The organism is Rhizobium sp. CB2179, assembly GCF_057653455.1.
The window spans coordinates 2,752,429-2,776,127 of record NZ_CM172781.1; the positions used below are offsets into that span (position 1 = coordinate 2,752,429).

The 23,699-nt window shown below is 58.1% G+C and carries 22 protein-coding genes; 17 read left to right on the plus strand and 5 right to left on the minus strand.

What is annotated here, in order from left to right; all coding sequences use genetic code 11:
* The first annotated feature begins 12 nt into the window (after positions 1-12).
* The 7 genes from AC244Q_RS13860 to AC244Q_RS13890 all read left to right on the plus strand — a co-directional run bounded on the left by AC244Q_RS13860 (position 13) and on the right by AC244Q_RS13890 (position 8,806).
* The gene (locus AC244Q_RS13860) at positions 13-795 is read left to right on the plus strand and encodes a peptidoglycan recognition protein family protein (protein WP_128406232.1); all 783 of its coding nucleotides are present in this window, start codon (positions 13-15) and stop codon (positions 793-795) included.
* An 84-nt stretch (positions 796-879) separates the two neighbouring features.
* Positions 880-3,477: an HD domain-containing protein gene (locus AC244Q_RS13865; RefSeq protein ID WP_128406231.1), complete on the plus strand. Its 2,598-nt coding sequence runs from the start codon at positions 880-882 to the stop codon at positions 3,475-3,477.
* A gap of 77 nt (positions 3,478-3,554) precedes the next feature.
* Complete coding sequence (locus AC244Q_RS13870) at positions 3,555-4,424, plus strand: SLATT domain-containing protein (protein ID WP_128406230.1); 870 nt, start codon at positions 3,555-3,557, stop codon at positions 4,422-4,424.
* Between the two features lie 324 nt (positions 4,425-4,748).
* Complete coding sequence (locus AC244Q_RS13875) at positions 4,749-5,588, plus strand: hypothetical protein (RefSeq protein ID WP_128406229.1); 840 nt, start codon at positions 4,749-4,751, stop codon at positions 5,586-5,588.
* Positions 5,589-5,927: 339 nt separating this feature from the next.
* Positions 5,928-6,752, plus strand: coding sequence for a formate/nitrite transporter family protein (locus AC244Q_RS13880; protein ID WP_128406228.1), 825 nt, complete (start codon positions 5,928-5,930; stop codon positions 6,750-6,752).
* Positions 6,753-6,815: 63 nt separating this feature from the next.
* On the plus strand, positions 6,816-7,118 hold the full coding sequence (locus tag AC244Q_RS13885) for a UBP-type zinc finger domain-containing protein (RefSeq protein ID WP_128406227.1): 303 nt from the start codon (positions 6,816-6,818) through the stop codon (positions 7,116-7,118).
* 11 nt (positions 7,119-7,129) lie between these two features.
* The gene (locus AC244Q_RS13890) at positions 7,130-8,806 is read left to right on the plus strand and encodes an FAD-dependent oxidoreductase (protein WP_128406226.1); all 1,677 of its coding nucleotides are present in this window, start codon (positions 7,130-7,132) and stop codon (positions 8,804-8,806) included.
* Here AC244Q_RS13890 and AC244Q_RS13895 read toward each other — a convergent pair.
* On the minus strand, positions 8,795-8,947 hold the full coding sequence (locus tag AC244Q_RS13895; RefSeq protein ID WP_164902296.1) for a hypothetical protein: 153 nt from the start codon (positions 8,945-8,947) through the stop codon (positions 8,795-8,797). The two genes, AC244Q_RS13890 and AC244Q_RS13895, sit on opposite strands and share 12 nt — an antisense overlap.
* A gap of 190 nt (positions 8,948-9,137) precedes the next feature.
* Here AC244Q_RS13895 and AC244Q_RS13900 point away from each other — a divergent pair, with 190 nt between their 5' ends.
* Both AC244Q_RS13900 and AC244Q_RS13905 read left to right on the plus strand, forming a co-directional pair.
* Positions 9,138-9,446, plus strand: coding sequence for a hypothetical protein (locus AC244Q_RS13900; protein WP_128406225.1), 309 nt, complete (start codon positions 9,138-9,140; stop codon positions 9,444-9,446).
* A complete protein-coding gene (locus tag AC244Q_RS13905) occupies positions 9,434-9,982 on the plus strand; it encodes a hypothetical protein (RefSeq protein WP_128406224.1) in 549 nt (182 codons plus the stop codon). Before AC244Q_RS13900 ends, AC244Q_RS13905 begins: the two co-directional genes overlap by 13 nt.
* Positions 9,983-10,057: 75 nt before the next feature.
* On the opposite strand, the gene AC244Q_RS13910 is transcribed toward AC244Q_RS13905, so the two are convergent.
* On the minus strand, positions 10,058-10,786 hold the full coding sequence (locus AC244Q_RS13910; protein ID WP_164902295.1) for a carbon-nitrogen hydrolase family protein: 729 nt from the start codon (positions 10,784-10,786) through the stop codon (positions 10,058-10,060).
* 206 nt (positions 10,787-10,992) lie between these two features.
* On the opposite strand from AC244Q_RS13910, the gene AC244Q_RS13915 reads away from it, so the two are divergent.
* Together AC244Q_RS13915 and AC244Q_RS13920 are read left to right on the plus strand one after the other, a co-directional pair.
* Positions 10,993-12,213, plus strand: a complete 1,221-nt coding sequence (locus AC244Q_RS13915) for an efflux RND transporter periplasmic adaptor subunit (protein ID WP_128406222.1) — start codon at positions 10,993-10,995, stop codon at positions 12,211-12,213.
* Positions 12,210-15,368, plus strand: coding sequence for an efflux RND transporter permease subunit (locus AC244Q_RS13920; protein WP_128406221.1), 3,159 nt, complete (start codon positions 12,210-12,212; stop codon positions 15,366-15,368). The genes AC244Q_RS13915 and AC244Q_RS13920 overlap by 4 nt, the downstream gene beginning before the upstream one ends.
* Before the next feature lie 531 nt (positions 15,369-15,899).
* Here the strand turns inward: AC244Q_RS13920 and AC244Q_RS13925 are convergent.
* Entirely contained in the window at positions 15,900-16,280 is a 381-nt protein-coding gene (locus tag AC244Q_RS13925) for a response regulator (protein WP_164902294.1), read from the minus strand.
* A gap of 93 nt (positions 16,281-16,373) precedes the next feature.
* The gene (locus tag AC244Q_RS13930) at positions 16,374-17,009 is read right to left on the minus strand and encodes a response regulator transcription factor (protein ID WP_128406218.1); all 636 of its coding nucleotides are present in this window, start codon (positions 17,007-17,009) and stop codon (positions 16,374-16,376) included.
* Between the two features lie 43 nt (positions 17,010-17,052).
* On the opposite strand from AC244Q_RS13930, the gene AC244Q_RS13935 reads away from it, so the two are divergent.
* From AC244Q_RS13935 to AC244Q_RS13960, 6 genes are all read left to right on the plus strand, one after another.
* Positions 17,053-18,582, plus strand: coding sequence for a sensor histidine kinase (locus AC244Q_RS13935; protein ID WP_164902293.1), 1,530 nt, complete (start codon positions 17,053-17,055; stop codon positions 18,580-18,582).
* Between the two features lie 228 nt (positions 18,583-18,810).
* Positions 18,811-19,632 (plus strand): alpha/beta fold hydrolase, encoded by an 822-nt coding sequence (locus AC244Q_RS13940; protein WP_128406282.1) that lies wholly within the window; start codon positions 18,811-18,813, stop codon positions 19,630-19,632.
* Between the two features lie 10 nt (positions 19,633-19,642).
* On the plus strand, positions 19,643-20,287 hold the full coding sequence (locus AC244Q_RS13945; RefSeq protein ID WP_245460441.1) for an NADPH-dependent F420 reductase: 645 nt from the start codon (positions 19,643-19,645) through the stop codon (positions 20,285-20,287).
* A gap of 234 nt (positions 20,288-20,521) precedes the next feature.
* Positions 20,522-21,940, plus strand: coding sequence for a cytochrome ubiquinol oxidase subunit I (locus tag AC244Q_RS13950; RefSeq protein ID WP_128406215.1), 1,419 nt, complete (start codon positions 20,522-20,524; stop codon positions 21,938-21,940).
* A gap of 15 nt (positions 21,941-21,955) precedes the next feature.
* Positions 21,956-22,966: a cytochrome d ubiquinol oxidase subunit II gene (cydB, locus tag AC244Q_RS13955; RefSeq protein WP_128406214.1), complete on the plus strand. Its 1,011-nt coding sequence runs from the start codon at positions 21,956-21,958 to the stop codon at positions 22,964-22,966.
* On the plus strand, positions 22,966-23,097 hold the full coding sequence (locus AC244Q_RS13960) for a DUF2474 domain-containing protein (protein ID WP_128406213.1): 132 nt from the start codon (positions 22,966-22,968) through the stop codon (positions 23,095-23,097). Before cydB ends, AC244Q_RS13960 begins: the two co-directional genes overlap by 1 nt.
* A gap of 115 nt (positions 23,098-23,212) precedes the next feature.
* Here AC244Q_RS13960 and AC244Q_RS13965 read toward each other — a convergent pair whose 3' ends face one another.
* Positions 23,213-23,593, minus strand: a complete 381-nt coding sequence (locus AC244Q_RS13965) for an AbrB/MazE/SpoVT family DNA-binding domain-containing protein (RefSeq protein ID WP_128406212.1) — start codon at positions 23,591-23,593, stop codon at positions 23,213-23,215.
* Positions 23,594-23,699: the final 106 nt, after the last annotated feature.

A 23,699-nucleotide genomic window follows, 5' to 3' on the forward strand; every position in this document is an offset into this window, starting at 1 on the left:
AAGGACACGCAAATGGCATATTCGCTGATCTGGTTGCCAGAAGTACTCCGCGAAGCGGGATTGAAAGTTGCAGAGGTGGAGGGATGGGCGAACCGTGGCCGTGGAGAAATGGGCCGAATCCGCGGCGTGATGTGTCACCACACAGGGTCTTCAGGTCCGGGCAATATGCCGTCGCTGGGGGCGCTCAAGGCGGGTCGCGGCGGCGGTCGCCCTCTTCCAGGCCCGCTTTCGCAGCTCGGAATCGGTAAGGACGGAACTTACTACGTCGTCGCCGCAGGGCGCGCAAACCACGCCGGCGGAGGGCGGTGGGACGGGCTGAGCACCGGGAACACGAGCTTCATCGGTATCGAAGCGGAAAACGCCGGCACCAGAAGTGCTAGTTGGCCTGACGTTCAAATGGACGCGTATCATCGAGGGGTCGCTGCGATCCTCAAACATATTGGCGCGAGCACGCAAATGTGTTGTGGCCATCGCGAATATGCGCTTCCTCCAGGCCGCAAGGTAGACCCCTTATTTGATATGGATTCTTTCCGCGAGGCTGTCGGCGACATCATGCGCGGCGTTGCAATAACTCGTCCGCTGATCCCGGCAACAGACGCAGTCACGGGAAAGCCCACCTTGAAGCGGGGCGCTCGCGGCGACGACGTGGGGATTGTTCAGAGAAAAATAGGCGTCGAGGACGACGGTAGGTTTGGGCCCGCTACGGAGGCTGCAGTAAGAGCCTTTCAACGCGCCCGCGAGCTTGTAGGAGACGGGATTGTCGGTCCAAAAACCTGGGCCATCGTTCTCGGATAAACATTTTCGCACGAAGACGCTGCGACGCGCGGCCGGATTCCGCGCACTTCGAATGAAAAGTGATTACTCGCGCAAGGTGGAGCTGTGAGCTTTCAATCGACAAAGCTCTGGAGTGGAGCGTTCGGCAGCCGAGAAGGGGATACCGGCGAAGAAGCCGCCGCTCGGTTGCGCTTGAGTGGTGCATTACTCAGAGCCCGAGAGAACGCCAGCGTCGTGCTTGGTGAGATCAAGACGCATCTTGCGCATTACACGGTCCACGACATAACACACGCGGACGCGCTATGGGAATATTCTGAGCTAATCGCTGGCCCGAGCTACCCCCTGAACCCTGTAGAAGCGTTTGTTCTCGGAGCAGCGTTTCTCGTTCACGATGCGGGTATGGCCTTACCCGCTGTTGGTGGCATCAAGGCGCTGCAACGTGATGAGTTTTTTTGGCGCGCCCACCTGATGGAGGCGTTCGCTCAGTATACGGGCCGTGAACCTAGCGACAGCGATATCGCCAATCCGCCAACCGAAGTCATGGACACCGCCGTCAGTGCGATGCTCCGCGAGCGACACGCGGCCATGGCGGAGAGCCTGGTATCGAAGGCATGGACTTGGGAAGACAAGCAATTCCTTCTGATCGAAGATGCCGACCTACGAAACGTCCTCGGCGCGTCAATTGGCCGAGTTGCCGCGTTTCATGGCAGTCCAATCGCGTCCGTCGACGCTCTCTTCGGAGATGAAGCTCGCGTTGGAGCACCCACCTCGCTGCCGGCAGCTTGGAATTATGATGTCTTGAAACTGGCGTTACTTCTCAGAACCGCTGATGCCGCTCATCTTGATGATCGCCGCGCGCCCGTTTCCGTCGCTGCTCTCCGCAGACCTTCTGGCCCGTCTCTGCCTCATTGGCAGTTCCAGTCATTGCTTAATCGGCCATTGTTCATCGAAAAGGCAAATGCATTGCGATATGAGGCCCATGAGCCGTTCCCGCCCGACAAGGCAGACGCGTGGTGGCTAGCGTACGACTCCCTGCGTAGTGTTGACCACGAACTTGCATCAGCAGATGCTTTGCTTCGAGATCGACGATCGGAAGCTGAGCGCTTCCGGGCGCGAGGCGTGCAGAACGTCAGATCGCCCGCCCAATTTTCGCGGTGCTTGCAAGTTGTCGGATGGCGACCGATCGACAGCGCTGTCAAGATCGAAGACCCAACTATTATGATACGCCGTCTAGGAGGAGAGCAGCTTTACGGAAACGATTTCACAGCCCCCGTGAGAGAGCTTCTGCAGAACGCCGTCGACGCCGTACTCGCACGCCGGACCTTGGAAGACAACCAAGAAATCGGAAAGATAGAAGTCGAACTCGCTGTCGACCCCGCCGGCGGCTGGTCACTTTCGGTGTCGGATGACGGCATCGGAATGGATGAAGAAATATTAACCACTTACCTGTTGAGCTTTGGAAAAAGCTTCTGGAGATCGCCTCACGCACTTCAAAAATTTCCACAGCTTTTTGGCAAAACCTTTCGTTCAACAGGGCGATTTGGTATCGGATTCTTTTCTGTATTTATGCTGAGCGATAACATCAGTATCACAACTCGCTTATTCGATGCTGGAGTTGATGACTACAGAACGCTTCGTTTCACTGATGGATTAAAATCCCGTCCTGTCCTGCTGCTGTCAGCGAAAGAGAGCCGACCGAAAGGCTACAGTACGCGCGTCTCAGTGCTCATCGATGAGAAAACTGTCCTGCGCATCCTTCAGTCCGCCGACGAACGCAATCGCGCCACGCTAATCTCGCAAATAACGATAGATGAGGGTTTCGCTGTTCTGCTGAGCAGAATCGCGCCAGCTCTTCCTGTCGACTTGGTACTCAAGACATCCAAATGTGAGAAGCAGGTGATCAGAGCGAACGACTGGATCAACTTAGAGCCTGACGACCTCTTCGAAAGACTTAACGGCCGTTACGGCTGGATGGGAGACCGAACGACGAGAACCAAGAGAAAAAAGAGGAAGGAGAGCATGTGGATGTTCGAGGCCATGCGCCCGATTTATGCTTTAACTGACGCCTCGAAGTCGAAACCTTTGGGCCGGCTGGGCTTCTTTCCTGCTGAATTCATGCAGTGCGAGCTCCTTCTTGTGGCCCAGAGCCTGTGCTGCGCCATACTAGTCGGACCATTTCTATCAACTCGCATCAATAAACTCGCTGGTCTAATCGCGGGCGACGCTACTCGAGCAGCAAGAGACAACGCTGTTGTCGACACGACGAAACTCGATTGGCAGTCCTGGATTCTTGAGCAGTGCGATAGGATGGCAGACGGTCTTAGCGTCGCGTCATTCGATACCCAAGCTCACGCAGCAAGCGAGCTCCTGCAACTAGGAGGGCTGCCGCTGAGGCTCAACATCGTTCTATCTAATTCAGGGCCGTACTCATTGAACACCGTCGGCTCTTGGATCGACGATCGTGAATCCTTCACACTTCACATGCGAGGTTATATGGGCCCCGACGAAGGCCCGCCGCCAAACGACATTTTAGTTGGCCGTTCAGCATCGCACGACTACGGCCCAGTGGTATTGCAGGGAATCTCACCAAATTCACTGCCGGATGTGCTCTTGGAAATATGCCGAGAGCGCTGGGGGGGTTCAGGAGCCGAGCGACAAGAGATGTCGTCGGGTACGTGGGAGTTTAGGCGTTCGCGATCGTAGGGCGAATTGCCTTCGCTTACCACACCCGAATCTCTCTTCGGAGTTTTTCCGCTTGAAGATGTGGGAGGAGACTATAGTTGAGCGATCTTGTAAATGGTGACGTGCCGAAGACCAGCCGCGATATTCGCTTCAATCCGCTCTCGAAGCTTGAGTGGGGCCAAGGAAACGCTTCCGGGTCCTTGCAACAACTCTCTGAATATTCGCTTGCATATGCTGAACTCGCTGTCGATTGGTATTTAAGCCGAAAACGATGGAAGCGCTTGGGCGCGCGTGGGACCCGACTTTTGGCCCTTCTCCTCGCCTTGATCGCCGGGCTAGTCCCACTTATTGGCGAGATTAGCGAATCGAACGGCATGCCAGCGATTAACCCACTTTGGGCATCAATCGCGCTTGTCTTGGCGGCCGGTGCAGTCGCGATCGATCGGCTCTTCGGATATTCGTCTGGATATATGAGATATCTCACTACAGCAATGAAGTTGGAGAGCTTAGCCCATGACTTTAACATTGAATGGCAGTCGCGACGGGCGGTGATTACCATTGTGGAGCCGAATGAGGCACAGGTCCAAGACGGAATTGAAGCGTGCAGAAGGTTTTGCACAGCGATTGGCCAAGCAGTTCAAATGGAAACAGAAAGCTGGGTACAGGAATTCACTTCTGCACTCGCCGAAATCGATAAAGGTGCTCGAGCTCAATCCGAAACAGCACGAAGCGGAGCAATAAACGTGACCGTGACGAATGCAGATGAGGCCCAGAGTGGATGGAAACTTACTGTCAATGGGGGTCGTCCAGAGCTTCACACGGGAAAGACCGCTGCAGTGCGTGGTCTGATTTCTGGAACGCATTCTGTTAGTGCGCAGGGGACCATTGATGGCATCCAACGAAGTGCCGCACGAAATATAGTTGTTGGCTCGGGTACGGTTGTCGAGCTGGAGCTAACCCTCTCATGATACGGCTGTCAGCCGAGGTGACATTGCCTAACTGTATCCTTCTGCCGCGATTTCTCGGCCCGCGCTTCAGCCGCCTGCTTGATCGCCAAAAACGGCAACGGCATTCCCAACCGCGCATGCACAAGCTCCTTCCGGTCGGCGGCCCTACGTCCGCACTCTTGCCAAAATCAATCGAACCCACCATCTTGGTCTTGGCTCAAGACAGGAGCCAGACGCCCGTCAACGCAAAGCTGCTAGCGGCACTGTCAGAAATACGACCCCGTCCATGTCTGGTTCGGGCTCGGGAGTGAAGCGGGCGACACTCGGTAGAGCAGGAGAATCGGCATGCCGACAAAACAGGTTCGTCCCTCGACCATCGAGGGGATAAAGAGACTTGCTAAGAGGATTGCGTCCGAAAAGGCGGTGAAACACACGGCTGCACTCGACGAGGCAGCGCGCGTCGCCGGCTACCAGACTTTTCTACACGCCAGACGCAGCCTTTCCCCTGGGAAAATGCCTGCGTTCCTCCAAAATGCAAGGACCCAATCACGTATGACAACCAATGACTTTCAAACTCACTCCCGCGCTCTGTGGGTGGACACGATCAATCAGTTTGCACCAGATGGCGATGCAACACTGACCTGGGACAACATCGACGATATCGTGAGAATCCTCACGCCGTTTATGGGGTCCAATAAAAACCACTCCCATTTCCCAACAGGAGGTGGTTTTGATTTCCTGTCGGTCAGAAAGAGCCCTGAACGGGGTTGCATCGAATTCCGAGTTTTCACAGGAACGGCGATTATCGCCAAGCCACACCGACTGGTTTTGGAACGGCTGGCGTCCGATCCTGCTCAATCGTTCCTCATGCTCGAACTTGCCGAGTTGCCACCTTCCATTGACAGGGATGAGGAGATCGACGACCGGATTCGCCGCCGGAGGCAGGAAGAAGTGCTTGATCTCGGGGGTGCTGACTACGTTGAGCACGGCAGCCTGGATGAGGATGAAATGACAGCGACCGCCCGGAATGTGGTTAGGCTCTTCAATGGTCAGGTGATGTTCGTCACGAAAGGCAGCATCTGGAATGGAAACTCCCGTTTCTACAACGGCATTCACGACACGGGAACCCATACAGAGGTACGGAAACTAATCCAGGAGATTTCCGATAGGCTCGCCGCGGCCTAGACCGTTGATGCATGAAATGGCATCGCTCCGCTCTCGAGCGCGGGGCGATGCCTAAATTTATGGTCGTCGAAGTGAGCCGGCTTGCGAGATCGCAGCGCTCAAACCTCCAAGTACTATAGCTCGCGGGCTACATGGAGCCAGACAGCAGGATCGATCTACAGAGAAACGGTAGCTGCGGCGGCAGTTCAGACCGGAGACCTCATCAGCCGAAATGAGCCGCAGTCGAAGAGGACCTGCGAGGCCTCCGCATTTGTCGGCGACTCAACCTGCCCATACCGCGGTATAATTGATCACCTGCCCCGGCGTGGTACCAGTGTGTCTTCAGCAGAGGATGCCAAAATGTACCAAGAGACGATCGCGACGCTCGTGGAAGCTGGGGAACACAAGGTAACCGGCATTCGCGAGAACATGGTGGGATTCTTCATCGGCGCGGTCATGGCGGGGGCCTACATCGGTTTCGGAAACATCATAATGTATTCGGTTACAGCCCATGTCGACGCGGCTTGGGTCCGACTGGTTTCGGGGGCGGTGTTCTCCGCCGCCCTGACCATCGTGATTTTCGCCGGCTCCGAGCTCTTTACCGGGACAGCCATGTACATGCCGCTGGCCGTGCTATCGCGGCGCGCCACGTTTTCACAGTTGCTTGGGGTGTGGGCAACCACCTGGCTGGGCAATCTCGTCGGCGCAGTAACCTTGGCCGCACTCTTTAAAGCCACTGGCGGCGGCGTCCTCCTCGGGGATGGTCGCGAGCACTTCGTGGCAGCCGTTGGAACTAAAATTTCGGCACCGGGGAGCGAACTCTTTTTCAAAGGCGTCCTCTGCAACTGGCTGGTCTGCTTAGCCATCTGGATGTGCAATCGAACGAGCGACGCGAGCGCAAAAATCTTCCTCATATTCTGGCCGATAACAATCTTCGTCTCTGCGGGGTTCGAGCATTCTGTCGCGAACATGTTCACCTTGAGCCTTGCGTTGATGTCGAGCGGCGACAGCGGCATTACCGTCATTGACGCATGCCGGAACCTCTTTTGGGTTACCGCAGGCAATATCGTTGGCGGATCGATCTTCGTTGCATGCGGCTACTGGCTCCAGGAACACGGTATCGGCCATGAAGGACACGCGAAGATCGCACCAGTCGAAGTGCCTGCTCCAAAGACGTCGCGTTGATTAGAGCTGTCGCAGCCCCAAAAGGTTCGCTACCCTCGATGCCTAACTATCCGCGGAGGATAAATGACCAACTGTACACATACCGGACTGATTAAAACGGTCACACCCCGTTCGCTTGGATGCGAAGAGTGCCTCGAAGAAGGCCAGGCTTGGTTTCATCTGAGATTATGCCGAGAGTGCGGTCACGTTGGATGTTGCGATCAGTCGGTCGGCCGTCATGCTACCGCCCATTTCCACGAGACCCGTCATCCGATAATCGAAGGCTTTGACCCACCTGAAGGATGGGGCTGGTGCTACGTGGATGATAAGGTGGTTACGCTACCCGATCAAACACCGCATGTTGGCCCGATTCCTCGATATTACTGAGGACACCGCAAATGACCGCAGACACCGATCAAAGTCCGCGACATCAACAAGCCTTCCCCGTACTGACGGCAGAGCAGATGAAGACCGCGACTCGCTTTGCTAGCAGCGGTCCTCGCCGCTTCGGAAGCGGAGAACACGTCTCGGCCATCGGCGACCGAGACGTGCCTGCGTGGCTGATTCTCGAGGGCGAGCTAGAGGTGTTCCGCCATGACGGCCTGTCCGGCGACGTCTCCATCGTCACACACGGCCCTGGCCATTTCTCCGGGGAGACAACTCAGCTATCGGGCCGACCGGCGCTCGCTGGCAGCTGCGCGGGCGCGAACGGGTGTGTTGCCATGGCGTTCGACGCCACCCACCTCAAGGCACTGATTATCGGGTCCGCCGAAATCGGCGAAATCATCATGCGGGCGTACATCCTACGGCGCGTCGCCCTTATTGACGGCGGGGGCGCGGGATCGGTCCTGATCGGCCACGCCGGGAACGCAGCACTGACGCGGTTGCAGGGTTTTCTTACCAGGAACGGCTTCCCGCATGTTGTCCTGGACGCCACGTTAGACCCGGAAGCTAGAAGCTTGGTCCAGCGTCTTGCGATCCCGGACGATGACCTGCCTTTGATGGTTTGCCCGAACGGCTCTGTCCTCAAGCAGCCTTCCGACGTAGAAGCCGCGGCCTGTGTTGGGATTTCTCCTCAACTCGATCCCGCCAAGGTTTTCGACGTGGCGATCGTCGGCGCGGGCCCGTCCGGGTTGGCGGCCGCCGTCTACGCCGCTTCCGAAGGGCTTAGCGTGATAGTGATCGATGAACGCGCCATCGGCGGACAGGCAGGAGCGTCCGCGCGCATCGAGAACTATCTCGGTTTTCCGACAGGGATTTCCGGTCAGGCGCTCGCAGGCCGGGCGTTCAACCAAGCCTTGAAGTTCGGTGTTGAAATAGCGCTGCCGCTGGAGGTCCAGGGCTTGGAGGCGCAGCCAGCAGATCGCCGCAGTCCCATAGTCATTCGTGCACGAAATCAGGATGTCACTGCGAAGACCGTAGTGATCGCCTCTGGAGCGAGGTATCGCAAGCCTGATATTGAGAACATCGACAGGTTCGAGGCCGCTATCTCATACTGGGCTACAGCGATCGAGGCCAGGCTATGCGAGAATGCTGAGGTAGCGCTGATTGGCGGCGGTAACTCTGCCGGACAGGCGGTGGCGTTCCTCGCCCCAAAAGTGAAGACACTGCACCTGGTCGTCAGGCGGGATCTCAAGGAGACCATGTCCGCCTATCTGATCGAGCGGATCGCCGCGATCCCGAACGTCGTGATACATGTGGAGTCTGAAATCGTCTCGCTCGCTGCGGGACCTGAGGCAAATGTCACGGCCCTCCTGCGCGACCTCAAATCTGGACTAGACAGCGAGATCGATCTGAGGCGGGTTTTTCTATTCATCGGAGCAGACCCGAACACGCACTGGCTGGGAACGCAGGTCAGGACTGACAACCGAGGCTTCGTGCTGACGGGGACTGCGTTTGAGCCCGAGACGGAAATTCACGTCGGTCGAGCGGCCCTTCCTCTCGAAACAAATGTTCCCAACGTTTTCGCCATCGGCGACGTGCGCGCCGCATCGACGAAACGCGTTGCTGCGGCGGTCGGCGACGGTGCGGCCGTAGTAAGCCAGATACACGAGGCCTTGAAGTCACTCCCTTAGCCCGAGCCAGCCTTCGCAAAGTTCGCGGCCCGTCAAGACGGCGCGTTCGCCGAAAATATCACCCGGCGCTGGCTTCTCAAGCTCGATGCTGCTGCCCTCTTCGACCTCCTCGATCGCCAACACGCCGCAGCGGACGATCATCAGCGACGTTCGCCCGTGATGTCGGGCGACAGAGGCGACATTGGAATCTCCCGGGCCCGTCTGTGAAGTAGGCGCGGCGGCGGACGCTTGTTTATATGGGGATTCGCCAGCTCCGCCCAAAGTTGGACTTGGCGACGCAGCCACTGTTTGCCTAGAACCTTATGGCAAATACTATTTCGGGGGGTTATTGGTGAAGTCATTTCTCATTTTCGCGGCCGCCTTGGCCATTCCTTCGCTCGCCCATGCCGATGACAGCGTCAAGCACGCCAACGCAATGTGCCGCGCCATGGAAAACACGGACATCCCGATGATCTGCAACGTCTCCGGTTCCGGCCATACTGTGACCATGACTATCAACATGATTTCCAGCGAAGCGCGGACCTTCTGCCAGGGGGCGGCGAGCCAGATGCGTCAGGTCGGAGCGAGCTTCGAGCCGGGCTGGACGCTGCGCATCGTCTCGCCGACCAGCGGATCGAGCGTCGCTGAATGCAGTCTATAGTGATGAGGTACATAGCGACCATTCTAGCGGTGACACTGTTTGCCGGGACCGCCCTGGCGGACGGCTGGTACTCAAACGAACGGACCGTTGAGAAGGGCATACGGACGGGCACGACTCCAAGCGGAGCCGAATATAGGATTATGCCGGACAAGAGCGCCACTGTCATAAAGGACGGCGTTATCTGGGTCGTCGGTTGCAAAATTGATCTCATCAACGACAACAAGAACTGCGAGGCGCACGACGCATTCGAGCGTGTCATGGTGGTCTTCGGCACGACGGATCGGCCTACCGAAATCTGCCTCCCCGGTCATAACTTTCCAGGTCGGACGGCATTCCTTCGGGTCGACAAGAACAAGGCTATCGAGACGGGTGAAGATGGCTGTGTCGGTGGCGGATTTATCGCGCAAATGCTCAAGGGCAAGCAGTTGGTGAGCCGGATCGTCGTCTGGCCATACGACGAGTTCGATGACGACAAGACGGACCTTTCAGCCCTCAGGGACGCTCTTGATCTGGCGCGCTACGTCAGGAAGCTCTAAAACTTCTCATACGCCTGCGCCGCCTCGTGCTGCTCGATCATGTCCGCCTTCTTCGATCTGGAGTTATAGCTACCCTCAGCGCACGTAGACTGGATATTTCGATTTCGCCGCCGCCGACAATGCCTTGTCGATACCCACCCTGACCGCAGGCTGGTGGCGGTTTGCCATGGCGACCTCCTGACCGTCGGCATCGACCACAATGCCGCCGCCCCCGAAATTCGGGGCTGCGGCGTCGTACTGACCGACGCGGTTCGAGCTCACGACATACGCACCGCTGACGATCGCAGCCATGCTGGCTGCCGTTCGCCACATCCGGTGATCGGTCCCGGTGGCCCGGGGGACGGCAATAAGATCCGCACCCAGTTGGCCTAGCCACCGAGCTTTCTCGGGAAACATCAACTCCGTACAGAGGAGTACACCGACAGTCACTCCCGCCACGGCAGCAACATCAAAACCTTCCTTGGCCGTTTCAAACCAAGCCTGCTCCTGCCAGCCGTTCTCCGCCGGGAAATAGTGCTTTTGATGGAGGAAGTGATATTGGCTGTCTACCGGCGCGAAGGCTTCGTTGACCAGCCTGTTACCTGAAAGGATCGGCCTGGAGGATATGACCGAGCGGACTGGAAGCCTGGAAAGCGCGTCCAAGGACCTTTCGTGGAGGTTGGCCCACTCGCGAGCCCTGTCAACGTTGAACATATGCCTTGTCGGGTGCCACAAGCCGAATGGCATTTCGTTCGTTACGAGAACGTCCTCCGTGCCGTCCTCCAGCATTGCCGTCGCGTCTGCCCAAGCTTCGCCATCCGGCATCAATCCCTCCGGCCACTCCACCGACCACACGCTGACCATCGACACCACCTGTTAAAACTCGCGACCAATCAGCCGGCTCTTGAGCCGAGCAGGAGACGACCTTCCGCGCAATTATACGCGCGTATGAAGCTCTAAGACCCCAGTAGGATTCCGGCTAGTCGAGGTTTTCGCCAGTTTGCGCGTGATCACAATCTCGGAGAAGCAAGATGACGGCGTCCCTCGTGCAGGCCCCTCATATCCACAAATTGGGGCGCGTTCCCGTCCCTTCAAGATACACCCTCGCGCTGGCCTTACTCGCCTTCGCGTCCTGTGGAACGATCGCGGCAGCGCAAGAGCAAGCACCTCCGCCCGTTACCGCGGCAAAGCCCGTCGTGCGGGACGTCGTTGACAATGACGAGTTCATCGGCAGGTTCGATGCGGTCGACCAGGTATCCGTCCGCGCAAGGGTTGGGGGCTATCTGCAGGAAGTGCGCTTCCAGGACGGAACCATCGTCCACAAAGGCGACGTCCTGTTTGTGATCGACCAGCGGCCCTTCGTCACTGCCCAGAACGAAGCTAACGCTGCCCTCGAGGTGGCCAAATCCACCCTGACCTTCGCCGAGGCCCAATTCAAGCGGGCTGAATCACTGGCGCAAAGTGGCAGCCAGTCCGTATCCACTCTCGATGACCGTCGCCGCGAGCTGGTTTCCGCACAAGCCAACGTCAGGGGTGCGCAGGCCGCCGCCGACCGCGCGGCGCTGGACATGGAATACACGCAAATCACGGCACCGATCAGCGGGCGCATCGACAGGCGACTGGTGTCGGCAGGCAACCTTATCCAGGCCGACCAGTCGGTCCTGACCACGATCGTTTCCATGGACCCGATCGACTTCTACTTCGATGTCGATGAGCGCCGGCTGCTCAACTTCGCCAACACTGCCAGGAGTCGCGGGGCCGACCTGCAGGAAGGCGGCGGCGGTCTGGACGTCAAGGTCTCGATCTCGGACCCGATGGCCAAGCCTTTTGTAGGCAAACTGGACTTCGCCGAGAACCGCGTGGATAACGAAACAGGCACCATGCGGGTCCGCGCGCGCTTTCCCAACCCGAACTTCGTCCTACAGCCGGGTCTTTTTGGCCGCGCCCAGATCGAAGCGTCGAATTCCTACCGGGCCGTCCTGGTGCCGGACGAGGCCATTGGGTCCGATCAGAATCAGCGCGTCGTCTATGTCGTCGAAGCGGACGGTACGGTCACCACGAAGCCCGTCCGGCCGGGTCCCCGCCTCTTTGGCTATCGTGCTATCCGCGAGGGACTGAGCGGAGAAGAGACGATTGTCGTCAACGGCCTGATGCGCGCTAGGCCGGGAAGCAAAGTCAATCCAGAACTCACGCAGCTGCCACCTGAGCGCGTTGACGCCCCCGCCCCTTCGGCGGTGGAGGCTGGCCAATGAGGTTCGCTCACTTCTTCATCGATCGGCCGATCTTCGCATCGGTCGTGTCCATACTTCTTCTCATCGTAGGCGGTATCGCGTACTTCCAGCTGCCCGTCTCGCAGTACCCAGAGATCGCTCCGCCGACGATCGTGATCAGAACGTCCTACCCGGGCGCGGATTCCGAGACAATTGCAAACGTTGTCGCCACGCCTATCGAACAGGAAGTCAACGGCGTCGAAGACATGCTCTACATGTCCTCATATTCGACCGCAGACGGCCAGATGACGCTGACGGTTACCTTCAAACTCGGCACCGATCTCGACAAGGCGCAGGTCCTGGTTCAGAACCGCGTTTCGATCGCGGAGCCCCGACTGCCGGAAGAGGTTCGCCGTATCGGCATCACCACGGCCAAGAGTTCGCCGGACATCATGATGGTTGTCCATCTGTTGTCCCCGAATGCCCGATACGACCAGCTCTACGTCTCGAACTACGCCCGCAACCGCATCAGGGACAGCCTGGTCCGGCTTGAAGGCGTCGGCGATGTCATCCTTTTCGGCGAACGCGAATACTCGCTGCGCATCTGGCTCGACCCGGAGAAACTTTCGGGCTTCGGCATGACCGCGTCCGACGTCGTACAGGCCTTGCGCGATCAAAACGTACAGGTTTCCGGGGGCTCGATCGGAGCACCGCCGGCGGCGAGCCAGAACGCGTTCCAGTATACGGTGACGACCCAAGGACGCTTCTCCGATCCCCGTCAGTTCCGGTATGTCATCGTGAAGTCGACCGCGCAGGGACGCTTGGTGCAGTTGCAGGATGTCGCTCGCATCGAACTCGGCGCGAAGGATTACGTCACCAACAGCTATCTCGACGGCAAGTCGGCCGTCGCGATCGCCGTCTTTGCCCGACCGGGAACCAATGCCCTGCAAGCAGCAGACCAGATCAGGGCGACAATGGCTACCGCTTCGAAAGACTTCCCGCCGGGGCTCGAATACCAGATCGTCTATAACCCGACCGAGTTCATTTCAGCTTCGATCGAGGAGGTCTACCGAACGATCATCGAAGCCGCGATCCTCGTCGCGATCGTGGTCCTTGTCTTCCTGCAATCCTGGCGCACGGCGCTGATCCCCATCGTCGCGATCCCGGTTTCGTTGATCGGTACCTTCGCCTTCCTGCTTGCTTTCGGTTTCTCGCTGAACATGCTGACGCTCTTCGGATTGGTTCTTGCCATCGGTATCGTTGTGGACGACGCGATCGTCGTGGTCGAGAACGTCGAGCGAAATCTCGCGGCGGGGATGTCCCCCCGGGATGCCTCTCACGTTACCATGAACGAAGTCGGCACCGCCGTCGTCGCGATCTCGCTTGTGCTTATCGCGGTGTTCGTCCCGACTGCCTTCATCCCGGGCATTTCCGGACAGTTCTACAGGCAGTTCGCGGTGACGATCTCGGTCGCCACGGCTATATCGGCCTTCAACTCGCTCACCCTCTCGCCCGCCCTCGCCGCGCTTTTACTCAAGCCACATGACCACGGCACCGGTCGCAAGAACGTCCTCGCACGGTCGTTCGGAAAGGTAGCGGACGGTTTCAACAACAGTTTCGACCGGTTGAGCCATGGATACTCCTGGGTGGTCAGGCATCTAGTACAGACGAAGGTGGCGCTGAGCGCGGCCATTGTCGTCTTCCTGGGCTTAATCGGAGCGACTTACTACATGGGAACCACCGTTCCCCGTGGCTTCATTCCAGGTGGGGATCAGGGCTATGCCATCATCGTGCTACAGCTCCCGGATGGCTCGTCGCTAGCAAGAACCGACGAAGCGATGGCAAAGGCTACATCGATCATCAAGGCCGTCCCGGGTGTCGCACACACCGTCGCCTTCGCTGGCTTTAACGGGGCGACTTTCACCAACGCATCGAACGCAGGCGTCATCTTCGCAACCTTCGACGGATTCGACGAGCGCCTCGAACGACATCAGACGGCTAACGGCATCATCAGCGAGATGTACGGAAAGCTGCAGTCCATCCGCGAAGCCTTCATCATCGCCATTCCTCCGCCGTCGGTTCGCGGTATCGGTAACGGCGGCGGCTTCAAGATGCAACTCGTCGACCGTGAAACCTCGGACATGCGCCGCGTTCTCGGGCTTGCCTATCAGCTGATGGGCAAGGCGAACCAGACCGAGGGCCTCACGGGCGTCTTCACGACGTTCTCGGCCAACAGCCCGCAGTACTTCCTCGCCATCGACCGCGAGAAGGCCCAGATGCTGAACGTCCCAATCCCGAACATCTTCGACACCTTGTCGATCAATCTCGGCACGTCTTATGTTAATGACTTCAATGCATTCGGCCGGGTTTATCAAGTGCGAGCTCAAGCCGACCAGCAGTACCGTATGGACCGCGACGACATACTCGGCCTCAAGGTCAGGTCGGCGACGGGTGCGTTGGTACCGTTGGGGACCTTGGTCGATATCAAGGACACCAACGGTCCAACTCTCGTGCAGCACTACAACATGTACGTCTCGGTGCCGGTGCAGGGAAATCCTGGGCTCGGCGTGTCAACCGGCGAAGCGCTCGCCAAAATGGAAGGCCTCGCCAAGGACATGCTGCCCGCCGGAACGGCATTCGAGTGGACGGAACTGGCGTATCAGGAAGCGAATACCGGAAACACAGCGATCTACATCTTCGCCCTTTCGGTCGTCTTCGTCTTCCTGGCCCTGGCGGCCCAGTACGAAAGCTGGACTTTGCCGCTGGCGATCATCCTGATCGTTCCATTGGCCATTCTGGCAGCCCTTCTAGGCGTGCATTTCCGCGGCCTGGATAACAACATCCTGACCCAGATCGGTCTCATTGTCCTCATCGGACTAGCAGCCAAGAACGCGATCCTTATCGTCGAGTTCGCCAGGCAGGCACAGGAGGAAGGCAGGTCCGCTGTGGAGGCGGCTGTCGAGGCTACGCGCCTTCGCCTCCGGCCGATCCTTATGACTGCCTTCGCCTTCATTTTCGGGGTTCTACCGCTGATGATCGCGACTGGTCCCGGAGCGGAGATGCGGCAGTCCCTTGGTACTGCCGTCTTCTTCGGGATGCTCGGAGTCACGATATTTGGCCTCTTCCTGACGCCAGTGTTCTACGTACTGTTGCGGTCACGCTGGAAGCCCAAAGCAGCGGTCCCTGCGGCTGCCTAAGACAGCTTGAACTCAATGAAGGGCCGGATCCTCATCCGGTCCTTCATTCCCTGCCGGCTGATGTCCCCGCGAGTAGTTTCGACAATGAAATCCCAGCGCTTGAATGCGCCAAGCACGCCCTCGCAGCCGCGGCTTCGGGCTCCCCGCCATGCTGTTCAATCTGGCGACAAACTCGCATTTCTAGCCGGCTGTCGCCCTGTGGCGAGGAGCGGCGGAAGGCGGAAGAAACATGACGCGCAATCTTCGCGAGCCGCATCGTGGGCAACGCAGGCGAGCGGCAAGATTCAGTATCGGGAAATCACGGCCCCGGGTCGCAACAAGCGTCATCATGTCGAGGCTGTGTTTCCAGTCGCATTTACGGCTTGAACTGCCTGTATCCATCGTGCCGCCTCCGCAGCTTGCCGATAGCTGCCAGCCAGCGTTCAATGCCTCTCCTAGTGTCTCGACTCCGTTCATGGCCGCATATTAGCTAGCCTACCGAGATAGAACAATAGGAGAACAAATTTGCTTGGGAAATGAGTGGCCTGTCGATTAAACAAAGCGCGAAGCAGCGGCCTCGATGTACCTCACCAGCTCATCCCCATCGAATGGCTTGCGAAGCAGAACTACCGCGCCTGCAGCTTTCGCGCCCGCCTGCATCCTCTCATCGCGGAACGCAGATATCAGGATTACGGGAACGCCAGCCTGGCTTCGGTACCGCTCCTGGACAAGCCAGCAGAGCTCAATACCGCTGATGTCACGCATCTGGACGTCAGCGATGATACAGCAGGATTCATCGAGAGCGTCTGAAGCGATGAAGTCTTCGGCGCATGTGAAACAGCTGACACGATAACCGAGGCTCCGAACGAGGCCATCCAGCGACGTTCGCATTCCGACGTCGTCGTCGACGATACTGATGAGCGGCGATGTCACTTCAAAAAGCCCTCCCAAAGGCGACATACACCGACCATTAAGGTCCAAACACGAACTTTTGAATTATACGAGAGGATTAATGTTGCGCGTTGTCTAAGACAACCGCCCCGCTTCAACCAGCTTCACGAGCTGCGGGATCGACCTAGCTCCCATTTTTCGAATGGCATTTCCACGGTGGATCTTCACCGTGATTTCGCTGAGACCGAGATCGAAGGCGATTTGCTTGTTCATCTTACCTTGCATGACGAGTTCGAGGACTTCCCGTTCTCTGCTCGTCAGGCTTTCATACCGCTTCCTGCAGTCCGCCGTGATGTCCAGTTCGGCTCGGATCTTCAAATCGCGGTTCAGCGCCGCTTGCAATGCTTCGAGCATATCTTGCTCGCGAAACGGCTTGGTCAGGAAATCCACCGCACCCGCCTTCATCGTCCGTACGGACATGGGAATATCGCCATGGCCCGTCATGAAAACGATCGGCATCCGGACGCCTCGCTCGGCGAGAAGCTCCTGGAATTCCAGGCCGCTCATGCCGGGTAGTCTGACATCCAATAGGAGGCACCCCGGCTCGCTGTATTGGCCCGAGCCGAAGAACGCCGCTGCGCTGGGAAAATGGCTGGTCCGATAGCCGACCGACCTGACGAGGGTGTCGATACCGTTTCGCATGCCGTCGTCATCGTCGACGACAAAGACGGTTTGAATTGGCTTGGAACTGTGTGTTTGCATGGCCGTCATTCTTAGTTATAGGTGCCCTTTCAGTCAACGAATGTCGCCATACATGGACCATCACGATCCCGCTATTTCCGATCGCGTTCCCGCCCTGATTTCGTTCTTCGACGTGAACAATATCTGCCGCTACGCCAATGGTTTCCACCGCAACTGGTACGGTCGCGAGCCCCAAAGCCAGATCGGCCGCAGCGTTGGGGAACTCCTTGGACAAGACGTCGCAGCCAAGCAGCCAGAGCACATATCCCGACTTTCCCTCGGAGAGCAGGTAACCTTCCTCGCGGACATCCTGCACGCCGACGGCACGCCGCATTCCGCTTCGGTTCGCTATGTCCCTCAAATCCATAACGGCAAGATGACGGGGTTTTACGCTTTCGTCTTCGACATGGACGACCAGCAGTACATGTTCGAGAGCATGTTCGGAGCCTCGGCGATCGGCTACTGGGAACTGGACTTCAGAGGCGTCAAGAAGTCGCTCGAGGCTATCGCGCTCAGCGGGTGGCACGATCCGATCCAGCATCTCTACGACAACCCGGCTTTCATGCGCCAGGCCGTCGACAATATCCCGGTGCTCAACATCAACCTGAAGGCCCGCCAGCTCTTTGGTGTGGAAGAGTCGGACATGAAGGGGCTTATGCTCGGCCGTTTCGTGCCGGCGGGAACAGAGTCAGTGGTCGCAGCAAACTTGGTCGCCTATCTGAAGGGTGAGACGAGCTTCGAAAACGAGACGGTTTTGCGCCGGCTTGACGGCGAACCTGTCGAAGTCCTTTTGACCGCGAGTTTCCCGAAAAAAGACGGGTTTTGCAACACGCTGACCCTCGGCACCGTCGACACTTCCTACCGGAACGCCCAAGATCGCCGTCTGTCGCGGCTGGAAGCAGAGCTCGCACACTCGTCGCGTGTTTCGACGCTGGGTCAGCTAGCGGCCTCGATTGCCCACGAGGTCAACCAGCCGCTCGGTGCCGTAATGACCAATGGAAACGCGGCTCTTCGGTGGCTGAACCGAGGTGCCCCTGACCTGGATGAAGCGAAAGAGGCGCTCAAGCGGGTGATCGCCGAGGCCGAGCGGGCAGCTCAGATCATCGACCGAACGAGGTCCATGGCCCGAAAGGGCGAGCCCAAGCGAGTGGAATGCCACTTCGACGACCTGCTTGCCGACGTCGAGAAACTCGTCCACCGCGAAATATCGAGGTTGGGCTGCGAGCTTCTGGTCGAGCGTCTTCCGGTCGACACGTGCATCACCGCCGATCCGATCCAGATCCAGCAGGTCCTGATCAACTTGATCGTCAATGCTGCCCAGGCAATGCGCGATCAGAGCGGCAGGCGCATCATCCGGTTGATTTGCTCAGCCTCAGCACGGGGGCTGATTTTGCAGGTCCGCGATAACGGTCCCGGATTCGAAACCGCAAATTCGGCCGGTCTCTTCGATCCTTTCTACACCACCAAGGGCGATGGCATGGGGATTGGCCTCTCCGTTGCCCGCACGATCGTGGAGGCACATGGCGGATCGATATCCGCACGCCTGGACGAGACGCGTGGATCGATCTTCGAGGTCACGCTGCCCACCTATACGCGGGTATGATCGCGCTATGCGCAGGTAGGATTTCCGGCGCGCCGTCGTCGCGCTAGTCCTCACAGAGAAGCTTTTTCAAGCCCTCTCCGCCCTCGAATTAGAAGACACGATATGACGCCCGCAATCGAGATTTCGCGTCGCGATGCCCTGCTCGCCGGGGCAGCCGTCGCGGCAGCTGTCGCAATCCCGTTCAACGCCCAAGCTGCTAAGCACCCCCCGAAAAAAGGAATGACACCGATGAGCTTCATCTCAGTTAAAGACGGCACCAAGATCGCTTACAAGGATTGGGGCAAGGGCCAACCGATCCTGTTCTCGCACGGCTGGCCGCTCGCCGGCGACGCCTGGGACGCGCAGATGCTTTTCTTCGGAATGAACGGCTTTCGCGTAATCGCGCACGACCGCCGCGGGCACGGCGCTTCCGACCAGCCGTGGGACGGCAACAACATGGACCAGTATGCCGACGATCTGGCGGAACTTATCGAAAAGCTGGATCTCAAGGACCTGATCATGATCGGTCACTCGACCGGCGGCGGCGAAGTGGCTCACTACATCGGCCGTCACGGTTCGAAGCGCGTTGCCAAGGTGGTGCTGCTTGCAGCCGTTCCGCCGCTCATGCTCAAGACCGAAAGCAATCCCGAAGGCACCCCGATCGAAGTGTTCAACGACATCCGCAAGGGCACCGCAAGCAACCGCGCGCAGTTCTTCAAGGATCTCTCCGTCCCGTTTTACGGCTTCAACCGCGATGGCGCGACCGTGAAGGAAGGCCTGCGCGAGTCCTTCTGGGCCATGGGCATGCAGGGTGGCATCAAGGGCGAGTACGATTGCATTCGCGAATTCTCGGAAGTGAATTACACCGCCGACCTCAAGAAGATCGACAAGCCGACACTGGTAATCCACGGCGACGACGACCAGATCGTCCCGATTGCGGCAGCCGGCGCGAAGACAGCAAAGATCGTGAAGGGTGCCGAGTTCAAGGTCTACAAGGGCGGCTCCCATGGATTGGCTCAAGTCGATCCAGATACTTTCAACGCCGACGTCCTAGCCTTCATCAGGGCTTGAGGATCACGTGATGAGATACTCGATCATCGGCTCCGGCGCGATCGGCTCGGCTATCGCCGGTCATTTCGCGAAGGCAAACATCCCCGTGTCCGTGGCCAACACCCGCGGTCCGGAATCCTTGAAGACCCTGGCCGATCAACTGGGATCGGCGATCGTTCCCAGCGACCTGACATCCGCCCTCGGGGCGGATGTCGTTATCCTCGCAGTGCCGTTCGAGGCTGTGAAGGATGTCCTTCGGGAAGGGTCTAGTTGGAGCGGCCGCGTAATCGTTGATGCCACCAACGCCATCGACTTCAAGACGTTCGGTCCGGCCGACCTCGGCGGAATCCCCTCCTCCGCCGTTGTTGCCAAGCTCGCTCCTCATGCAAGCGTCGTGAAAGGCTTCAATCACGTCCTCGCTCGGATACTAGCCCGGGAGCCAGACGACGGTCGCGGCTATGGGCGGCGCACGCTCTTCATTTCGGGTGATCAACCCGAAGCGAAGCAGATCGTGGTCCAGCTAATGGAGCGACTGGGGTTTGCTGCTATCGACCTCGGTAAATTCAGCGAGGGTGGACTGCTGCACCAATACGGTGGCCCGCTAACGAGCCACAGCCTAGTACAGCAGGAGATGAAAGGCACAGGAATGGCCGACTGGGACATTATCGAGCACTGATCTACGGCTCCAGAGAAATCGAAAGCTGGCGAAATCGCCAGCTTTTTCCGGCTCGGAGGTGATGCCCCAGGCGCACGCTGGTCCACCGCTCATTGTTTCAATCCATCTTCGGGCATTCGTGGCCTATACCCGCGTCTGATTGTTTGGTCCGTCGGTCGTGGTCACGTGTCACGAAACATCGAATTCATCCGCAGGCTTCTGCATGGGGTGAATACGCAAGCCGAGGAACCAGTCATGCCGGATATCGGGGCGTTTGAACTCGCCAGGATGCAATTTGCTTTCACAGTCGCGGTCCACATCATTTTCCCGGCGATCACGATCGGGCTTGCGAGCTACCTCGTAGTGCTCGAAAGCCTGTGGCTTTGGAAGAGAAACACCGTCTACCTCGACCTCTACCATTTCTGGCTCAAGATATTTGCGGTCAATTTCGCCATGGGTGTCGTGTCCGGCATCACCATGGCTTACGAGTTCGGAACCAACTGGAGCAACTTCTCGAAGTTTGCCGGTGGCGTGACGGGCCCCTTGCTTACCTACGAGGTTTTGACGGCTTTCTTTCTGGAAGCTGGGTTTCTCGGCGTGATGCTTTTCGGTTGGAAGAAGGTCGGCCCCGGCCTCCACCTTTTCGCGACAGCGATGGTTTCCTTGGGGACGCTTATCTCCACGACGTGGATTCTTGCTTCGAACAGCTGGATGCAGACGCCCCAGGGCTTTGCAATCCTCGACGGACGGGTCGTGCCAACCGATTGGCTTGCCGTCATCTTCAATTCCTCGTTCCCCTTCAGGCTGGCCCACATGGCCCTCGCCGCGTATCTCGCGACAGCTCTCTTTGTCTCGGCATCGGCCGCTTGGCATATGCTTCGCGGCACGGACAATCCCGCCGTCCGCAAGATGTTCTCGATGGCCATGTGGATGTTACTCGTCGTGACACCCATCCAGATGTTCGTGGGAGACGCCCACGGCGTTAACACACTCAAACATCAGCCTGCGAAAATAGCAGCCATCGAGGGCCATTGGCAGAATCAACCCCACCAACAGAGTCTTCCCCTAATTGTCTTCGGGATTCCCGACATGGCGGCCGAGAAAACCAGGTATTCGATCGAGATCCCCTACCTCGGCAGCCTGATCCTCACTCATAGCCTTACCGGTACAATCCCCGGCCTCAAGGAGTTCGCCCCTGAAGACCGCCCTAACTCAACGATTGTCTTCTTTTCGTTCCGTGGAATGGTCGGCCTCGGGGTTCTGATGCTCCTCCTGGCTTCGGCAGGACTATTGGCTCGCTGGACTGGAGTATTGTACTCGTCCCGGTGGCTTTGGCGGTTTGCGCTCCTTATGGGCCCGATGGGCCTGGTGGCTATCATCGCCGGGTGGATCACAACAGAGGTTGGAAGACAGCCGTGGGTCGTCTACGGCGTCATGCGAACTCGGGATGCAGTGTCCAACCATTCGGTCATGGCGCTCACATCGACGTTGGTGATGTTCGTGGTCATGTACTTCTTCGTTTTCGGCACGGGCATCGCTTTCATGCTGAAACTCGTCGGTGCCGGGCCGCAGGCGTTTGGCGAAGGGAATACCACCGATCCCGGCCAGAAGGGCCGTCCGGCTCGTCCGCTCTCGGCGGCTCCCGACGAAATTGAAACCACATCCCAAGGCTGAGCGGAGAAGACAAAGATGGGCATTGACCTACCCCTAACCTGGGCAATCATCATTGGCTTCGGTCTGATGATGTATGTGATCATGGATGGATTCGATCTCGGTGTCGGGATCCTCTTTCCCTTCGTGACGGATCGCGCCCAGCGGGATACGATGATCAATTCCATCGCACCCGTTTGGGACGGCAACGAAACCTGGCTGGTGCTCGGCGGCGCGGCAATGTTCGCGGCCTTCCCGCTCGCTTATTCCCTTCTCCTGAGCGCGTTGTACCTTCCACTTATGGCTATGCTCGCCGGGCTGATCTGGCGCGGCGTGTCGTTCGAGTTTCGGTTCAAGGCAACCGAACTGCGGAAGCCTTTTTGGGACAAGGCATTTGCGTCCAGTTCATACGTCGCAGCTTTTTCGCAAGGCATCGCGCTTGGGGCATTCATCAATGGCTTCGCAATCGACGGTGAGGTCTTTGCAGGCGGCTCCCTCGACTGCATTACACCATTCAGTGTCTTCACAGGCCTCGGAGTGGTCGTCGCCTACGCCTTGCTTGGCTCGACATGGGTGGTGATGAAGACCTCGGATGACCTGCAGCGACGGATGCGTGATCTCTCTGTCTGGATATCTATCGCGCTTCTGGCCGCCATTGTCATTGTCAGTGTCTGGACTCCCTTGGGGCATCAGCAGATCCTGGCCCGCTGGTTTGCGCCCTCGAACTTAGTCTACTTTACGCCCGTGCCGCTGCTTGTACTCGTGGCCACCTGGCTTCAGTTGCGCCTGCTACAGAAGCGCGACCCCGGTGCCGGGCCTTTTATCCTCTCACTGCTAATCATATTCCTCGGTTATAGCGGCCTCGCCATCAGCATGTGGCCCAATATTATCCCGCCCTCTATCACCATCTGGGAAGCTGCGGCACCACCGGAAAGCGCGGGTTTCGCCTTGGTTGGCACGCTATTCGTCCTGCCGTTCGTGTTGATGTACACGACTTGGTCCTACTACGTTTTCCGGGGAAAGACCCGACAAGGGGAGGAATACCATTGATGGCGATGATTTTAATGAAGATCCGTCAACTTGCCTGGATGTTTGCCATCTGGCTTGGGTCGGTGCTGGCACTGGGAGCTGTCGCGTTCGCCCTCCGACAGGCAATGACGCTGGCAGGGTTGAGGACGTAACGATGTGACCGGAAGACTCCTGAAAGGTTTTCGGAGCCCAGGCCGCCAATGGTCGACTAGGTGCCGTCTACAGATGGGCGCATGTCGCGCCACCAACTTCTCCAGAATATTGAGCCTACCAAACTTCATTTCCTACGGGAGTAGCGTACATCCACGCTCTCTCCTCCGCCGAAAGCCCCACGTCGAACTCATACCCCTCTAGCAGTTCATCAAGGGTGTATTTGGGCTGACGGACCTTAAAGGGTTTCGACGCCACGCAAAGGGGCTCTGCAATGACCTTCCCTCCTCTCACCGAGACGAGCATTTCCTGACCTTCGGTGAGACCCAGGATGTCTCTTGCCGCGGCAGGAACCGTTAATACCAACGATCCGCCAGCTTTCTTCAGCTTCGAGGTCGTTGAATAATCGCCGTCTGCCGACTGTCCTTTAGCGGAGCGCCTAGTACTGATATCCATGGTTCTGTGAATGTGGAGCGTTGCAGCTTTTGTCTCGGTCATCGGTCATCGCCTTCGGAAATGTAGGACATCTTTATAACATTCGCCGCGAACCGATATTAAGCCAGAGCCGTCTCGCCTATTTGCGAAAAGCCATGAGAGTTAGCGC

Bases quoted from the DNA above. Each gene is read 5' to 3' on its own strand.
- AC244Q_RS13960 (WP_128406213.1), top strand. From the start codon at position 22,966: ATGGCGATGATTTTAATGAAGATCCGTCAACTTGCCTGGATGTTTGCC.
- AC244Q_RS13940 (WP_128406282.1), top strand. From the start codon at position 18,811: ATGAGCTTCATCTCAGTTAAAGACGGCACCAAGATCGCTTACAAGGAT.
- AC244Q_RS13930 (WP_128406218.1), bottom strand. From the start codon at position 17,009: ATGACGGCCATGCAAACACACAGTTCCAAGCCAATTCAAACCGTCTTT.
- cydB (WP_128406214.1), top strand. From the start codon at position 21,956: ATGGGCATTGACCTACCCCTAACCTGGGCAATCATCATTGGCTTCGGT.
- AC244Q_RS13910 (WP_164902295.1), bottom strand. From the start codon at position 10,786: ATGCCGGATGGCGAAGCTTGGGCAGACGCGACGGCAATGCTGGAGGAC.
- AC244Q_RS13890 (WP_128406226.1), top strand. From the start codon at position 7,130: ATGACCGCAGACACCGATCAAAGTCCGCGACATCAACAAGCCTTCCCC.
- AC244Q_RS13920 (WP_128406221.1), top strand. From the start codon at position 12,210: ATGAGGTTCGCTCACTTCTTCATCGATCGGCCGATCTTCGCATCGGTC.
- AC244Q_RS13875 (WP_128406229.1), top strand. From the start codon at position 4,749: ATGCCGACAAAACAGGTTCGTCCCTCGACCATCGAGGGGATAAAGAGA.
- AC244Q_RS13905 (WP_128406224.1), top strand. From the start codon at position 9,434: ATGCAGTCTATAGTGATGAGGTACATAGCGACCATTCTAGCGGTGACA.
- AC244Q_RS13950 (WP_128406215.1), top strand. From the start codon at position 20,522: ATGCCGGATATCGGGGCGTTTGAACTCGCCAGGATGCAATTTGCTTTC.
- AC244Q_RS13965 (WP_128406212.1), bottom strand. From the start codon at position 23,593: ATGACCGAGACAAAAGCTGCAACGCTCCACATTCACAGAACCATGGAT.
- AC244Q_RS13860 (WP_128406232.1), top strand. From the start codon at position 13: ATGGCATATTCGCTGATCTGGTTGCCAGAAGTACTCCGCGAAGCGGGA.
- AC244Q_RS13945 (WP_245460441.1), top strand. From the start codon at position 19,643: ATGAGATACTCGATCATCGGCTCCGGCGCGATCGGCTCGGCTATCGCC.
- AC244Q_RS13895 (WP_164902296.1), bottom strand. From the start codon at position 8,947: ATGATCGTCCGCTGCGGCGTGTTGGCGATCGAGGAGGTCGAAGAGGGC.
- AC244Q_RS13880 (WP_128406228.1), top strand. From the start codon at position 5,928: ATGTACCAAGAGACGATCGCGACGCTCGTGGAAGCTGGGGAACACAAG.
- AC244Q_RS13885 (WP_128406227.1), top strand. From the start codon at position 6,816: ATGACCAACTGTACACATACCGGACTGATTAAAACGGTCACACCCCGT.
- AC244Q_RS13935 (WP_164902293.1), top strand. From the start codon at position 17,053: ATGGACCATCACGATCCCGCTATTTCCGATCGCGTTCCCGCCCTGATT.
- AC244Q_RS13915 (WP_128406222.1), top strand. From the start codon at position 10,993: ATGACGGCGTCCCTCGTGCAGGCCCCTCATATCCACAAATTGGGGCGC.